The 15,268-nt window shown below is 42.3% G+C and carries 23 protein-coding genes; all 23 read left to right on the top strand.

The features are described from left to right. The first annotated feature begins 7 nt into the window (after positions 1-7). Positions 8-670 (top strand): AAA family ATPase, encoded by a 663-nt coding sequence (locus tag ABSY64_RS03535; RefSeq protein ID WP_349641689.1) that lies wholly within the window; start codon positions 8-10, stop codon positions 668-670. Between the two features lie 2 nt (positions 671-672). Then, on the top strand, positions 673-918 hold the full coding sequence (locus ABSY64_RS03530; protein WP_349641688.1) for a hypothetical protein: 246 nt from the start codon (positions 673-675) through the stop codon (positions 916-918). A gap of 28 nt (positions 919-946) precedes the next feature. Beyond that, entirely contained in the window at positions 947-1,516 is a 570-nt protein-coding gene (locus ABSY64_RS03525) for a DUF669 domain-containing protein (protein WP_349641687.1), read from the top strand. Continuing rightward, complete coding sequence (locus ABSY64_RS07610) at positions 1,500-1,709, top strand: helix-turn-helix domain-containing protein (protein ID WP_350339479.1); 210 nt, start codon at positions 1,500-1,502, stop codon at positions 1,707-1,709. Before ABSY64_RS03525 ends, ABSY64_RS07610 begins: the two co-directional genes overlap by 17 nt. Before the next feature lie 2 nt (positions 1,710-1,711). After that, on the top strand, positions 1,712-1,924 hold the full coding sequence (locus tag ABSY64_RS03520) for a hypothetical protein (protein WP_349641686.1): 213 nt from the start codon (positions 1,712-1,714) through the stop codon (positions 1,922-1,924). Then, positions 1,921-2,640, top strand: a complete 720-nt coding sequence (locus ABSY64_RS03515) for a conserved phage C-terminal domain-containing protein (protein ID WP_349641685.1) — start codon at positions 1,921-1,923, stop codon at positions 2,638-2,640. The genes ABSY64_RS03520 and ABSY64_RS03515 overlap by 4 nt, the downstream gene beginning before the upstream one ends. 13 nt (positions 2,641-2,653) lie before the next feature. Beyond that, entirely contained in the window at positions 2,654-3,451 is a 798-nt protein-coding gene (locus ABSY64_RS03510) for an ATP-binding protein (protein ID WP_349641684.1), read from the top strand. Then, complete coding sequence (locus ABSY64_RS03505) at positions 3,444-3,620, top strand: hypothetical protein (RefSeq protein WP_349641683.1); 177 nt, start codon at positions 3,444-3,446, stop codon at positions 3,618-3,620. Before ABSY64_RS03510 ends, ABSY64_RS03505 begins: the two co-directional genes overlap by 8 nt. 28 nt (positions 3,621-3,648) lie before the next feature. Next, on the top strand, positions 3,649-3,849 hold the full coding sequence (locus ABSY64_RS03500; protein ID WP_349641682.1) for a hypothetical protein: 201 nt from the start codon (positions 3,649-3,651) through the stop codon (positions 3,847-3,849). After that, the gene (locus ABSY64_RS03495; protein ID WP_349641681.1) at positions 3,842-4,561 is read left to right on the top strand and encodes a putative HNHc nuclease; all 720 of its coding nucleotides are present in this window, start codon (positions 3,842-3,844) and stop codon (positions 4,559-4,561) included. The genes ABSY64_RS03500 and ABSY64_RS03495 overlap by 8 nt, the downstream gene beginning before the upstream one ends. Continuing rightward, positions 4,545-4,727: a hypothetical protein gene (locus tag ABSY64_RS03490; protein WP_349641680.1), complete on the top strand. Its 183-nt coding sequence runs from the start codon at positions 4,545-4,547 to the stop codon at positions 4,725-4,727. The genes ABSY64_RS03495 and ABSY64_RS03490 overlap by 17 nt, the downstream gene beginning before the upstream one ends. 239 nt (positions 4,728-4,966) lie before the next feature. Further along, a complete protein-coding gene (locus ABSY64_RS03485) occupies positions 4,967-5,194 on the top strand; it encodes a hypothetical protein (protein WP_349641679.1) in 228 nt (75 codons plus the stop codon). Between the two features lie 100 nt (positions 5,195-5,294). Further along, positions 5,295-5,474 (top strand): hypothetical protein, encoded by a 180-nt coding sequence (locus ABSY64_RS03480; protein WP_349641678.1) that lies wholly within the window; start codon positions 5,295-5,297, stop codon positions 5,472-5,474. A 241-nt stretch (positions 5,475-5,715) separates the two neighbouring features. Next, positions 5,716-6,090, top strand: a complete 375-nt coding sequence (locus tag ABSY64_RS03475) for a hypothetical protein (RefSeq protein ID WP_349641677.1) — start codon at positions 5,716-5,718, stop codon at positions 6,088-6,090. Positions 6,091-6,267: 177 nt separating this feature from the next. Beyond that, on the top strand, positions 6,268-6,603 hold the full coding sequence (locus ABSY64_RS03470; RefSeq protein ID WP_349641676.1) for a DUF3310 domain-containing protein: 336 nt from the start codon (positions 6,268-6,270) through the stop codon (positions 6,601-6,603). A 193-nt stretch (positions 6,604-6,796) separates the two neighbouring features. Then, positions 6,797-7,123, top strand: a complete 327-nt coding sequence (locus ABSY64_RS03465; RefSeq protein ID WP_349641675.1) for a dUTP diphosphatase — start codon at positions 6,797-6,799, stop codon at positions 7,121-7,123. Then, positions 7,095-7,556, top strand: coding sequence for a hypothetical protein (locus tag ABSY64_RS03460; protein ID WP_349641674.1), 462 nt, complete (start codon positions 7,095-7,097; stop codon positions 7,554-7,556). Before ABSY64_RS03465 ends, ABSY64_RS03460 begins: the two co-directional genes overlap by 29 nt. A 455-nt stretch (positions 7,557-8,011) precedes the next feature. Beyond that, positions 8,012-8,431: a DUF722 domain-containing protein gene (locus ABSY64_RS03455; protein ID WP_349641673.1), complete on the top strand. Its 420-nt coding sequence runs from the start codon at positions 8,012-8,014 to the stop codon at positions 8,429-8,431. Between the two features lie 348 nt (positions 8,432-8,779). Then, positions 8,780-11,407 (top strand): CotH kinase family protein, encoded by a 2,628-nt coding sequence (locus ABSY64_RS03450; RefSeq protein ID WP_349641672.1) that lies wholly within the window; start codon positions 8,780-8,782, stop codon positions 11,405-11,407. A gap of 159 nt (positions 11,408-11,566) precedes the next feature. Then, the gene (locus ABSY64_RS03445; RefSeq protein ID WP_349641671.1) at positions 11,567-11,836 is read left to right on the top strand and encodes a hypothetical protein; all 270 of its coding nucleotides are present in this window, start codon (positions 11,567-11,569) and stop codon (positions 11,834-11,836) included. Positions 11,837-11,962: 126 nt separating this feature from the next. After that, on the top strand, positions 11,963-12,457 hold the full coding sequence (locus tag ABSY64_RS03440) for a terminase small subunit (RefSeq protein ID WP_349641670.1): 495 nt from the start codon (positions 11,963-11,965) through the stop codon (positions 12,455-12,457). After that, positions 12,447-13,724, top strand: coding sequence for a PBSX family phage terminase large subunit (locus ABSY64_RS03435; RefSeq protein WP_349641669.1), 1,278 nt, complete (start codon positions 12,447-12,449; stop codon positions 13,722-13,724). The genes ABSY64_RS03440 and ABSY64_RS03435 overlap by 11 nt, the downstream gene beginning before the upstream one ends. Further along, positions 13,721-15,268 carry a phage portal protein gene (locus ABSY64_RS03430; RefSeq protein ID WP_349641668.1) on the top strand — a complete coding sequence of 516 codons (1,548 nt, stop codon included), beginning with the start codon at positions 13,721-13,723 and terminating at the stop codon, positions 15,266-15,268. The genes ABSY64_RS03435 and ABSY64_RS03430 overlap by 4 nt, the downstream gene beginning before the upstream one ends.

Below are 15,268 nucleotides of genomic sequence, written 5' to 3'. Positions count from 1 at the left end.
TAACAGCATGATTGTATTTGAACCTGGGAAAGTCGTGCCGGCCGGAAATATGTATTTCATTTATGGAGATGGCGGTACAGGCAAGACGAGCCTGTCTAAGCTGTTTAAAGGTAACAAGGCTGTACTTACATTCGATGGGTCTTACAACGCCTTAGCGGACACGACAGACACCACAGTGATTGCGTTTGATAATACGGACGCTCCTAACTTGCAGCGGCTTGTCTGGCGTTCAGTTAATAAACTGATTAACGAAGAAAAGTATGACTTCATCATGCTAGATAACGTTACGGCCTTGCAGAACTGGGTGTTGGAAAATATCGACGGTGCAAGTAAAGACGGCCGTCAGAATTATCAGAAACTGCAGCTATGGTTTCGTGATTTAGGAATGCTATTGCGATCAAGCAAGAAAACAGTGTTGGCCACGGCACATCAGATTGACAACGGTTCAAACGGACTTGATGGAAAAGGACGTTTCGAGGCTGATATGAACGCTAAGACGTTTAACGGGTTTACAGCACCATTTGATGTGGTTGGCCGTATCTATAAGAAAGACGGTCAACGTCTAATTGACCTAGACACTGAGAACGGCAATCACGCCAAGAACCGTCTTGATGAACGAACGCTCATTAAGGCAGAAGAACTATTTGAACCAGCAGAAGAGGAGAAATAAACATGAAAATTAAAGTAATTGGAGTATGGAATAACGATGCAGGAGATTGCCAAATTGTTCAAATAAAACCATATAACACAGAACGTGAATTACGTAATGATTTATTCTGGTTTTCTGGAAATCAGCGACCATTTTATAAGCAAGGACAAATTGTGGAAGACACTGAATTCATCACGCATAAGTGTTACAAGCAAAAGACATTTATTGATTTTGATGATATCCCTAACGATTGTTATATGAGCTTGTAATAAATAAAAAGGTAAAAGGTAAATAAACATGGCATTTGGAGTAACGGTAGACAGCAACAACGTATCAGGACAGCAAGTAGAAGAAGCAGGAAAGTACAACGTACGAGTGCTTGATACTTCTGAAGCTAAGCAAGCTAAGACCGGTAGCGAAATGGCCGTGATGAATTATGAAGTCATCGACGGAGAATATGCTGGTGGAAAAATTCGATACGACAATATCGTCTGGAACGAAAAGGACGAAGACTCACGTAGGCGTTCAGAGCGAAACTTCAACACTTTATTGGTTGCTGCCGGTGTTCCAGAAGGAACAAAGGTCGACAGCATTCAAAACTTTGTCAAGGGAATGGCCGGCAAGGAGTTGTCAGTCACGGTTGATTGGAACGAGTTCAATGGGAACGTCAATCTTCGTGTTAAGCGTCATGAACCTAAGCTTGCTAACGGTAGTGAACCTAATGGTGTTACCCGTGATATGTGGTCAGCAAAGAACGGAGTTCAACCATCTAATGGATCTCAACCAAAGCAAAACGCAAAGCAAGGTGAATTTAATCCATTCGTAGGAAGTGAAGTAGATATCAACGCAGATGACCTGCCATTCTAATCGTCTAAAACAAGTACGCACAGAGCGTGGATTAAACCAGTATCAACTAGCTAAGAAATGTCGTTTAGCACAGTCAGAGATTAGCCGATACGAAAGTGAGTACGCAGGCCGTACAGACGTATGGTCAGTGATTGCTGATGCACTTAATGTTAGTCCAGCTTACCTGGTTGGTTGGAGTGATGAAAGGAGTTGAATGTGACGGATATTAAACAAATTCTTGAAGACGGTCGTTTAAGTTGGGAAGCAAAAGGGGTCGCTACCGTTTTAGCGAATAGTGAAAGTCTTCCAATGAATGACCAAACTGGATTTTGGAAAGGTATTAATGACTTAGTGTTAAACGGTTATATCAGTTTTGAAGTCAAAGATGGCGTTTTCAGTTTTGAATTTTTGAAAGATGGTCAAAAATGACAGAAGAGATGCAACCAAGTTATTACGCAGTAATTCCGGCAAACGTCCGATATGACAGCAGACTTATACCGAGAGCAATATTGCTATACGGAGAAATCACAGCGCTATCAAACAAAACTGGTCAATGTTGGGCAAGCGATAGTTACTTCGCAAAAATTTACGGAGTGTCTGAACGGTCAATTCAAGACTGGTTAACTTCATTGGAAAAGTGCGGATATATTCATCGTTACACCGAACGAAAAGGTGTAAGGGTCACTAAAAGATATTTGACTTTGCTACAAGGTACTGAAGAAAACTTCAGGAAGGGTACTGAAGAAAACTTCAGGAAGGGTACTGAAGAAAACTTCAGAGAGAATAATACAAGTATTAATAATACAAGTACTAATAAAAAGATATTGTCGAGTTCTGACGAACACGACCGTATCCCTCTGTCTGAAATAGTGGATTATCTCAATCTCCGTTCCGGTAAACATTACCGTTCGACGACTCCAAAGACTGAACGTTTTATCTCAGCAAGAGTCAAGGAAGGTTTTACAGCAGATGACTTTAAGAAAGTAATCGACAACAAAGTATCGGAGTGGCAGGGGACGGATATGGAAAAATACCTGCGGCCTGAAACGTTGTTCGGAACAAAGTTTGAGTCGTATTTAAACCAAGGAATAGACACTAAGCGAAGCGAGGCTGCAGAGTTAGCCAAGAAGAACTTAGGGTTCTAGAAAGGATTAAGCAATGCAGTCGTTTGCAGACGCAGCTAAGCCATTAACTGAATTAAAGGGTTACAAAGAAGCCGAAGACAGCATGTCCCATCTGACTGCAGAGCAAAAGGTTCAGTGGTTTAGGCAACATATTGCAGAGAAAGACCAAGCGTCATATAACCAAATCATGGCAGCTAGGCGACGTCGTTATACAGACTTTAGCCTGTGGGGCACTTCATCAGAGAGAACGTTTAGTTTTGATCAGTGGCAACCATCTTGGCAGCCTAACACCGCTAAGGCTGAAGAGCTAAAGAATAAAGCACGTCACTTAGCGTATGACTGCATTAAACAGCACGGTCGCAACATTGCAGCATTCGGTTCAGCGGGTACCGGTAAAACAGCGATGGTCTTGGCCATGCTAAACGCCATTAAGGAACATAGCCACAAGACGGTCATGTTTGTGTCGACCGTTCCGCTATCTGAAATGGTGCATCAGTTCAAGGACGAGCAGGTACAAGATACGGTGCGCAAGACTAAGGACTTGATGAAGTCGGTTGATGTGCTAGTGCTTGATGACTTTGGTTCTGAGGCTGGTGGTATGTCAGGAAAAGGTGTGGCCAGTGATAGCTTGCAGCGGTTCTACTTTGACGTGGCCGAAGCAAGGCAAGCCCGTGACAAGAACGGTAAGCGATTGTTAACCACGATTGTAACGACCAACTTTAACGGCCAAGAACTTTATGAAAAATACAATGCAAAGTTGATTAGTCGCCTGATTGCTAAACGACCAGAAAATCAACTCAACTTCGACGGATTGGAGGATGTACGTGATTAAGTATGTAAAGGGTTATCAAATGATTGCTCTAGAGAACGGGCAAACCGTCTGGACTAGTAGCAACGTCTGGCAGCAAGTCACTGACGTGTTGATGTTGGTTAATCGCCGCAACAAACACGCCGATGGTAAACGCCTGTACGGATTTCGTGAGGTAGTAGCCTATGAATAAGCTAAAGCAGTGCATGGATCATGCCGGCATGGACTCGTTCGACCTAGCGCTCGAGTTAGGCAAGCAGCACAGCATCGACATCATGCCCAAGACGATTGATATTTACCGACAAGGTAAGTTCATCGCACCACAGCAAGTAAGAGTGTTTGCTGAAACGTTAGGCGTTACTCCTAAGCAACTATTAGGAGAACGTGAATATAAGCAATGGTTCGCAAATTATCATGGCTGAATTCGAAGGAAAGATACTTAGTCATCGTGGCCGAATTGTAACGGTTGAGTTAAAAGACGATGACAGCCTGTATAAGCTCGAAAAATACACAGCAGGGTATTTACATTCGGTCGGCATTGAAGTGGCTGACAAGCGTTCTGTGAGCGCACAGCAGCGTAAATTTGCGATGGCAATCATAAACGACATTGCACGAGCACAAATTGGTGGTGCTTGGGCGGGTATTCCTAACCTGGTTTATGAGTATTTCAAGTTTCGATATTTCTACCTAACGGGCGATGAAGATTTTAGCTTGTCGAACGCAAGAGGTGTGAAAAGCAAGGCGAATGAGTTCATCAACATGCTGCTGGACTTCTGCTTAGATCATGACGTTGGATTAAGCCGTGTACCAATTCAAGAATTGCAGCCGGAAGAAATCAAGCATTGGGAGTACGCCTGCCTAATGAAACATGTTTGCGTTTTGGACGGTAAACCCGGTGATCTTCATCATCTCGAAGGTAGCCGTATTGGTATGGGTAACAATCGTCTAAAGGTTAATCACTTGGGACGCATGGCCATTAGCTTGTGTCGTGAACATCACAGCGTATTTGTTCATACGAAGAGCGAAAAAGCGTTCCTGAATAAGTACCATCTATCAGGAATTGCAATAGATGAAACAATAGCAAAAAGCCATCACTTAAAAACAACAGGAGGTAATGATGACAGAACGTATTGAATTAGAACCAAAAACGTTTGAAGCATTAAAACAACATTTTAGAAGCGATTATAACGATTATGCTAAAGAAAAATATCGTTTTGCCGACCAAGAGTCATTTATTGATGCTGTTGGAAATAAAGGGGAATACGATCGAAATGGGGATTATAAAGAAATTTGTAGCTAGTTACCTAACTATTTCAAAGCTATTTTTGAAAATGACTTTAATAAATATTTCAAAATTAAAGAGAAAAAATACAAGTGGCGCACGATTGATACAGACAAAGATGGAACTCACTGGTATGCAACTTGTGCGCTTGGAATAGTTGCTGTTACTTGGGATTTTAAAAGAGCTTCTAAATTTACCGAGCAAGAAATGATTGACGGCCAGTTAGACATCACGAAGTTTGAAAAGGTGGAAGACTAATGAAACATGAAAAACTATATGCGCTTAGATTTTTATTAGATGTATCAACATCAAAACAAACTTCTAAATCAATGTATTTGAAGTATACAGGTTTTGGAGAAAAACCAGAACTAACAACTAGTTCAAAGTTAGCTTACCAAGGTCACTTTGTTTATGTACAAGAAAAATCGGAACAATTACCAGGACAAATTAAACCGTTGTTTTCGGTTGTGGAGGTGGAAGAATGAACGGGTGGATATATTGCGGTTATTGTCACGATTTTACTAAGAATATGTATAATTTCGATAAAAATAAATGGATTTGTAAGCAATGTGGAAGGATTAATTAATGGCAGAAGTAACTTTTAAAACACAGCCAGAGCTAAACGATGAAGAACTTGATGCACTGGATACTCTTCATGAATGTGGGATTGGAGAAACGATTGCCGAAGCATATATGGCTGATGGTTATAGTGATCAAGTTGATTTTGAAAAAGTAGCGTTGGCCTACTTCATTGGGTATGAATGATGGAAATTTATAAAGCAGTTGAACTTTACCCGACTTTCGAAAAAAGTTTCAAACCATTTATTGTTGGAGAAAAAAGTAATTATCGGAACAGCATCGTAAAAACGATTGAGCGAAATAAAGAAAATTTTCGAGTTACTTTCGAAGACGGAAGTTATATGTATATTGATAAATCTGTGGCAATGCCAATTTATATTTTATGCAGATGATAACGCTTGACCCGGAAATATTCCGCAACTACACGATGAACAAGTACATCAACTTGGAGCGTCGCAACCGGTATGCTGCTAGTTCGGCCAAGAAAAAAATGACGAACTATGTGGCTTATGAAGTGATTGCAGCCATGAAGCGTGGTGTTCAGTTTGATTGGCCGTGTGACTTAGTATTCGATTGGCATTTGAAAGATAAACGCATTGACCCAGATAATTGGGCGTTCTGCCAGAAGTACATTTTTGACGGAATGCAGAAGGCTGAATTAAACGGACGCGTGTTCCTCGAAAACGACAACATGGCACACATCACGTCCATCACGCACCGGTTTCAAGTTGATAAGGATAATCCTAGATTGGAGATATATGAACAAAAAGGAAAAGATGGCGCATGTATTTATGGCCTTTGATCAAGTCGTCTTAACTCAAAACAAAATTATGAAATTGACAGAGAAGCAAAACGAACAAATGTTGGCGTTGTTTGTACTGCTTCAATCACTATAAAAAGAAACGGTAATTAATGGCATACGCAAGAATAAAAATTGGAAATGAATGGGTAAATAGAATTCAAGAAGGAATATTGGTCAATGAATACGAAGTTATTATGGGACCAAAAAGTGGAGCAAAAGTATTGGACGTTGGTTGGTTCAGCATTGGTAAAAAGATTATTAAACATGCTCGATATTACGGAAAAGAAGTTTGTGTTGAATATGTCGAATGAACAACTAACTAAACCAGACCGTTATACCGGTAAAACTGGTATGCAAGTGTTTGATGTAATTGACGAGTTCGGCCTTGATTTTTACGAGGGAAACGTCGTCAAGTACGTCACACGGCACAAGAAAAAGAATGGTGTTGAAGACCTGAAAAAGGCAAAAGTATACCTAGAAAGGTTGATTAAGCAATATGAACAAAAAGGATAATCAGGAACGTGTGAGTAATCGATTACGAGTATCTCAACGAAATGTCAAAGGCATTAGCACCAAAGTTCAAGAAAGCAAGCGACCAACTATTGAAGTTCTGTATGCAAGCGAAGATACACCGCGACTAGTACAGCACGGAGATTGGATTGACCTAGCTGTTGATGAAGACGTTGACTTAAAACGCAAGGGAGACATGCAGCATGTTTCACTAGGTGTTGCGATGAAGCTGCCCGATGGATACGAAGCCATCATTGCGGAGCGTTCCAGTACGCACAAGAAAAAGGGCGTTGATCTAGCAAACGGAATTGGCATCATCGACAACGCTTATCAAGGTAACGATGACGTGTGGTGTGCAGAACTAGTTGCAAACCGTTCACGAGTACACATCGACCGTGGGGAGCGAGTATTACAGTTCCGTATCGTGCCAAGTATGAGTAGGTTAGTACCTGATTTACAAATTAACGAAGTAGAACAACTAGAAGGAGTTAACCGTGGAGGATTTGGAAGCACGGGTCGATGAATTTGTCCGAGCGACAGAAGAATATTGGTTAACGGTTAAGTATGAGTTCAACAAGAATTTTAAAAAGATAACGAAAAGCGGAATTCTTATGACGGATATCTATTTAGGTTCTGGAATTGGAACAGCAACATTATCTAAATACAACAACAATCATGGCCTACCAAACAAACGTCACGTTGATTTGTTATTTGATTATTTGTTGAGAACGTTTTGGTTTGAAGATACAGACATGTACAAAACCTGCATGAAATTGAAGAGGTTAGAAAAACTAATTCATCAAAAAGCATTCATGCTTAACGGTAACCAAGCTAGCGCTTGTCGATTAATGGGAATTGGACGCAAGACGTTACACGATTGGTCAGGACAACGTTTTCCAACACGACAAACAGTTTACTGGATGCGTGAAAATTTTAACCGCAACACAAATAAGTAAAAATATGACCTGGATATCGTCACTAAACTGTCTAGAAAAACTGGCTCATTGTAGATATTTAAATAATTAAGCTGTCAGGCGCCATCCTGACGTACATAAGTCCGTGGGATGCCTATTGACTTAAAAAGAGCAGCACGAGGAATTTGTTAAAATTATCAATTTTCAAAATCCCATTCAAGTCCTGAAGTTAGCTACTTTCAGGCATACATACGTGGTAGCTAGTAGGCCTGCCCTAAGTCTTCGAGACAGCCAACAAATCGGAGGAATCCGGTGGAATAGAAATTATTCAGTAAGTCCAGGAGTAGCCCCTGGCATACATATGCGGCCACTGTACTTGGCCACTAAGCCGCGAGGCATGCACACCCACATTCCAGCGCATCCGGCTGTGACCGATGACTTACATTTTAATGCCTGCTTGCCTGCAGGCGGTACATACATCAAAGAGGAGATGAAAATTGGTTAATAAAGTAAAAAATAATACAGATAATCTTTTTACTGAATATTTCAGCGGAATTATCAAAAACGAATATTTGTTCCGAAAGTATGAATTACTAAATTTAAAATCTAATGATGATAACATTGGGGGCGGACAGGCTAAAAACGTTCGAAGTATCAAAATTGAAAATGACATGATTAGGCTAGAATCTGATGTCGAATTAAAAAATTTAAAGCGAAAGATGGATCGTGTTAAGGCGTTTGTTGCAACATTGAAGGAAAGTGACAGAAATTTGCTTATCTGGCATTACAACAAAAACAAATACCACACATGGTTACAGATTAGTACGTTACTTCATGCTGACGTTTCAACTTGTACTCGGCGTTTGAATTTAATCAAGGATGAATTTGAGCGATCAATTTTCAATCGTTATTATTAATTCTGTGGATAACTTAGTATGGTTGAAAAACGCATATTAACTGCATATTACATCCGTCATATAGGTGTTATATTTATATCATGAGTTTGATACATAAACGAGAACATGTACCGGCTTCTTAGTTCCGTAGCCCAACAAGGAGAGGCGGCAGAAATGTGTCAGATGGTGGTGCAAGTCCACCCGGAACAATTGCGGGGAATAACTGATTTCCTCAATCTAGAAATGTTACTTTTAAATTGTTTTCCTTTGATTAATTTTTACGATTTTCAATACACATTTCCCCGCAAGTACATACAGCAATCACTTTCGAGTGGTTGCTTTTTTGTTGCACTAAATTAAGGAGCGATTATGCCACAGTCAGTTGGAAGCTACAAGAAATTAACCTATCTGGGCGGTAACGAAACCAAGCAGGGCGATAGTTCAACCGTCTTTAAGTTTGGACTGCTGCAAGATGAAGACCAAATTACATATAGTGGCCAAGCTAATGTGGCTATTAAGTCACAGAGCGGCGATGTAACCAATGTGACGGCTAGTGTTGATGCTGGTGTTGTGTCATTGCCGATGACAAACGACACGATGTCAGGTCTTGCTACTGGTAACTACACATTTGAAGTGAAGTTGTCAGATGGTTCGATTTGGCCCGACCGTGACCAAGGTCAGTTCTATATCAACGTTGCAATTGATGCTAGTGGTGCTAAGTTGCCATCAGTGATTGATATTGACGACTTGAAGAGCGACATTAAGGCGGTTAATACCCGTGTTGATGGTTTGCAGAACCGTGTTACGACATTGGAAAGCAAGCCAACTGGAAATGGTAAGAACTGGCAGCCCGAAATTGACAACCTATCAACGGCTAATTCAAAGGCCATTAGTGATTTGTCTGCTAACGCAACTTCACTGAACAACACGACAGCATCATCTGCTAGTCTAGCTGGTTCAACGGCAAGCGAAGCAAATTCAAATGCTGTGAGCGCTCAATCAACGGCAAATAACGCCACATCAACAGCTAGTGAAGCCTTGTCAACGGCCAACACGGATGTTTCTGGTAACGCAAGCACCGCAACCAGCGTTAATTTGGTTGAGGGCCGTGTATCTGTTCTTGAAGCACGTCCGCAAGGTGGCGGAGGAGATAACGGTAAGAATTACGATAGCGAAGTGAACTCACTAGCTGCCAACATTGGGGTTAACTCAACGAGTTTGAGTACTGTATCGACTGCTGGAAGCACGGCACAGATTACAGCTCAGCAGGCTAACTCACTTGCAGCCGCTAATAGTCAAGCGCTTAACAGCGTGTCAACGAATGCAAGTAGCCTAACGACACAAGTTTCAACCAACACGGCTGATATTGCCACGCTTAAGACTAATGGTGGGACTGGTACTGCTTCAACTCTAACAACCGTTAGTGACCAGTCAATGACGACTGATCCAGGCGATTTGCGTATTGCACAGTGGTTCTTGTACCGTTCTTACTTCAAGACTTGGGGTTGGATTTCAGACGATAGCGGAACATTCACTAAGTTGTTCTATTTCAAGAATAAGTCAATTCTTGGAACTAAATGGGGAGATTTAACCAACGTATTTGCTCGATTAACTCAATCTGGCGATTATTCACGTTGGGAAATTTGGTCAAAGCCGACCGATTATTATTCTTCGTACGATATTCGAGTGATTGAGGGTAAGCAATCGACTGAAATGGGTTCTGTTCGTCAGTTCGAGATTGAAGCTTCAGGTTCATCAGCAACTAATGATGGTATTCCAGTGCTTACGTTAACCGGTAAGGCTTTTGGTATTAATCCTGATTCTAAGGTAATCATGCCTTATTCATTAACTGATGCACTTGGCAATACCATCTCAACCGGATACGCAACAGTTAAACAGCAGGGCGACTCGTCACAGGGTTGGGAACGAGCTAACTATGGTTTGTCGTTCTTTAGTGATGCTGCTGCAACCAAATCACAAACAGTTCACTTTAACTTATCGATGGAACCTGTTAAGAAAGCAAGTATCAAGTCAAATTATATTGACGAAACTACTGGTCGAAACATCGTTGCACAGCGTAATTGGGCTGAAATTAATCAATCTAAGCACAATCCAGCACCGCAAATTCAAACTGGTTTGAACAATGGTGCTATTGATGGTTATCCAGTTAAGTTGTTGATTGTTCCGCAAGGGGACGCAACTAGTAACCCTGTCAACAATTACGGAATTTACACGTTCCAGTATCAGGACGCTTATGCCACTTATGGATTGGACGCCAATAAGCCAGATACTAACATTGGTATTTACGGTGGTGATGGCGCTGAAAGTTCGTCATTGACGACTAACGACCCGTCGTTCTCTGTTCCGTCATTTAACCTTGACGGTTCACACCAGTGGGCATACTTGACTAAGCAAACAGCCAATTCTGATGCTGCTGTTCAAAAGTTGGCAGCTCTTGGATATTTAGCTGATACCGACAATTACGAAAACTTCAAATCAAAGGCAGACTCAATGCTTGATTTCGAGTCAATCTTCGATTACATCAGTCATGCTCTATTCTGGGGCGATGGCGACGCATGGAAGAAGAACCAGACTTGGGTAACGTATGACGGTGTTAAGTGGGGTATGCAGCGTTACGACAATGACAACATTCTTGGTATGGATTGGACGGGCGCTATTGATACCGGTTCTAACTCAGTAACTCGTGATCTAAGTAATTTTCTTGGAAATCATATGCTGTTGGCCGTTAAGAAGTACAAGCCTGCTGAATTGAAGGCGCGTTACTTTGAACTTCGTAACACAGGAGTCTTGAGCGCTGCTCATGGAATTGCATTATATAAGCAGTACATGCGTGACATTCCAATTGCTCGTATGCAGGAACAAGAATCTAAGTTCACGACTTCCCCATCATTGGGTAAGACTGGTATTCAGCAAGTTCAGCAAGCGCTTGTAATTCGTCAAAAGCTGGTTGATGACTTCATGAATTCGTTAGCATAAAACAAGCAGGCTTCGGCCTGTGTACATATTTCCTGGTGATCAAAAAAGTTCACAATGTTTACTGCAGAAACAAAGTGACGATGACAGACTTACAGGTTCGCTGTTCAGTACATATGACTAATGAAAAAATTGCAACAGTCAAATCTTAAGGAGTAACTAATGGTTAATATGGGACATACTAAAGTTTTCGACCCAATCGCATCACTTGTTGGCGACCCGGTTCGTTACCAGAAAGCGCTAGACCGTGAACGCAGGAAAGCATTGAAGCGCAAGAATAACATTGATGGTGCTAACGGTGTGAACAGTCGACTTGTTAAGACTTCTAAGACTGATAAAGGTACACGAGTACGTCGATACAACAAGATGAAGCAAGAGCTTAGAAATAGTATGTACGCCAAACATATGCCTTGGTTAACGGAGGAGATGTGATGCAGTTTGTAATTAACCATCCGTTTTTATCACTAACGTTTGCGACATTGATTATAGAGTTTATCCATAAGGTGTTTACAAACGTCAAAATTGACGACTAACTAGCTAAGGAGGTGTAGCAATGACATGAAACTGACAGTTAAACAAAAGGCGTTCGCCGATGAATATGTCAAGTCTGGAAATGCTAAACAATCCGCTATTAAAGCTGGTTATTCGGAGAAAACAGCCAAGTCGATTGGTCAGGAAAACCTGACTAAACCTGACCTTAAAAAATATATCGCTGAAAAGATGGCTAAACTCGATGAAGAGCGTACCATGAGCGCCAAGGAAGCTATCGAATTCTTGACTAGGGTAGTTAGAGGGGAAGAGACTGAAACGGTTGTGGTGGCCACTGTGAGCGGTTATGAGAAGACCAAGAAAGAGGCCGACCTTAAGACTCGCATTCAGGCTACTAAGGAAATATTGAAGCGTTATCCAGGTAGTGATGAAGTGGCTAAACAACAGTTACGCAAGTTAACGGCCGAAGCGGACATTGCAGAAGCTAACGCAAGCATGGTTGGTAATCAGACAGGCCGAGTAACGATTACGTTAGATAATTTTGAGGATAGCGATGAGGATTAATCTAGATTTTCATAAAGCTGTTGATCAAGACTATTACAAGTTGTTTAGTTCGCACAGTCTGTTCATTGCCCTAAAAGGTGCTCGTGCTAGTGGTAAGAGTGTGGCCGGCGCTTATAAGGTTGTCTATGATATCTTGAGGTATCCGTACTGTAATTGGTTGGTTATTCGTCAGTTCCAAACGACACAGCGTAACTCGACATTTAGTACGATACGTCTCGTGGTTCACTTGCTCGGCCTTGATGACTTCTTCAAGTTCACAGTCAGCCCACTTGAGATAACCTTCATTCCCACAGGTCAAAAGGTTTACTTCCGTGGCATGGACGACCCCATGAAGATTACGTCTGTGCGTGCTGATGTGGGTATGATATGCCGGACGTGGTGGGAAGAAGCTTACGAGCTGCGCAACCTTGATGACTTCAACACGGTTATCGAGTCTATTCGTGGCGAGTTGCCAGAGGGCGGATTTTATCAGCATCTCATTACGTTTAACCCTTGGTCGGAACAGCACTGGCTCAAGTCCGAGTTCTTCGATGAAGCTACTAAACGTTCTGACGTACTCTCGTTTACCACGACATACCACAACAACCATCACTTAGACGACACCTTTATTAAGTCGATGAAAGAGATGGTTAAGCGCAACCCTAACCGTGCCCGTGTTGCTGTGTTTGGCGATTGGGGTATTTCAGAGGGTCTTGTCTTTGACGGACTGTTTGAGATGGAAGACTTCGACCCTAAGGCGATAACTGGCCGACAGATTATGGGGATTGATTTTGGTTTTACCAATGACCCCACGGCCTTTGTTAAGGCAATTGTTAAGGGTAATGATATCTATGTCTATGGCGGTTTCTACAAGCACGGTTTGCTGAACGAACCAATGGCTCGATTGATTGCACAGAATGGCGGACTATCTGGACAGATATACGCCGATAGTGCCAAACCTCGTACGATTGCAGAGCTAAGGACACACGGTATACGTGGTGTAAGGCCGGTTGGTAAGGGTAAGGACTCCAACGTTCAGCGCATGGAGTTCATGAAGAACTACAAATTTCATATTCACCCCAGTGCTCGTCCCTTATTTGAAGAGATGAGCACTTTCACTTATAAAAAAGATAAGTACGGTAAGTTCTTGAATATTCCGGAAGATGGCGACGACCACGCTATACAGGCGCTTGGCTATGCCTTAGAACCGGTTATCTTCACAAACAAGGACGGCAGCTACATGAACTATCGCCAGCGAGTACAGGCAGTTAAGGAGATTGGACTATGACGGACGTTAACGTCAACAACTCAACCTATAACAATTTAAAAAACGCCTTGATGGTCTACCAGGAAGACGCTAGTAATCTAACTGCTGAACGCGTGGGTCAGTTCATCAAGCATCACTATGATAACCAACGTCCACGCATGCAGATGCTAGACAGTTATTACAAGGGCGTTGATAGCAAGATTAATGATGAAGTCAAGCGACGTCGTGATGAGTACGGTGCTGATGTGCGTATCTCACACCCGTTTGCCCAAGAGATTGCAGACTTTCACACGTCATTCAGTGTTGGTAATGCCATCACGATTAGTGTTAATGACGATGAAGAACATCCAACTCTTGAAGAAGTAAATGCGGTTAACGACGTTGATGCACTCTACTACGACTTGTTCAGTGATATGTCGAAGTTTGGCCGGTCGTTTGCTAACGTTTATCGGGATCAAGATGAACGGATTGAAAAGATTGTCCAGCTTGACCCACAGAGCACGTTCATTATCTATTCACAGGACGTTAGCCCTAAGCCGTTAATGGCTGTGCGCTACAACCCAATTAGTGTGGTAGGTACTAATGGGGAAACGACAGCAACCATTCAGTACATTATTGAGACCTGGACGGACGACGAGTACACCCGTTCATCACCGGTTGACATGCAGAGTGGTATTGCTGATGGATACACCATTGCAGAACGTCAGCCACTGGTTACGATGCCAGTCGTTGAGTTTTGGAACAATAGCCAACGTATGGGCGATTATGACGGTGTCATCTCACTGATTGATGCTTATGATGCGTCACAGTCTGACACGGCCAACTACATGCAAGATAGTAACGATGCCATGTTGGTTATCCAGGGCGATATTTCCGACCTGTTGGATAGTGCTAGTACAGCGATTGACCCAGAGGATAAGGATTACTTAGATAAATTAGTCAAGGCCAAGAAGGACATGCTTGCTGACATTCGTAAGACTCGTACACTGGTACTTCAATCAGGTATCAGTGCTACCGGTCAACAAACCAATGTGTCAGCCTCATACTTGACTAAGAGCTACGATGTTAACGGCGTGGAAGCGTATAAGAACCGCTTGTACAAGAACATTCACTCGTTTAGCCGTACTCCTGATGTGTCTGATGAGAACTTTGCAAGCAATGCCAGTGGTGTTGCTATGCAGTACAAGCAGTTAGGTGTTATCCAGTTAGCTAAGACAAAGCGCCGCATGTTTGAAAAGGGGTTGAACCGTATCTATCGTATTGTTCAAGCTTTGGAACAGGCCGTATCTGGTCCATGGAACTTAGATGCTGACGATATTAACTTCATGTTTACGGATAACTTGCCGACTGATGATGTCAACACCATTCAGACACTGCAGCAATCTGGTGCTACGTTCCCTCAAGCATACCTTGACCGTTTTGCGCCGGGTATTACGCCTGACGAGATGCAAGGGTTGCGTGACGAACAAAGCGTCACACAGAACGCGATGCAAGCTGAAATGGTGCGCTTACATGAACGTGACAATGCTGTCGATGATGAAGACATTGAAGAGGAGGACGAATGA

Origin of the sequence: Eupransor demetentiae (assembly GCF_963930865.1) — a bacterium.
GTDB lineage: Bacteria > Bacillota > Bacilli > Lactobacillales > Lactobacillaceae > Eupransor > Eupransor demetentiae.
The sequence above is the reverse complement of the archived record's forward strand: the minus strand, read 5'-3'. Positions and strand labels throughout refer to the sequence as shown.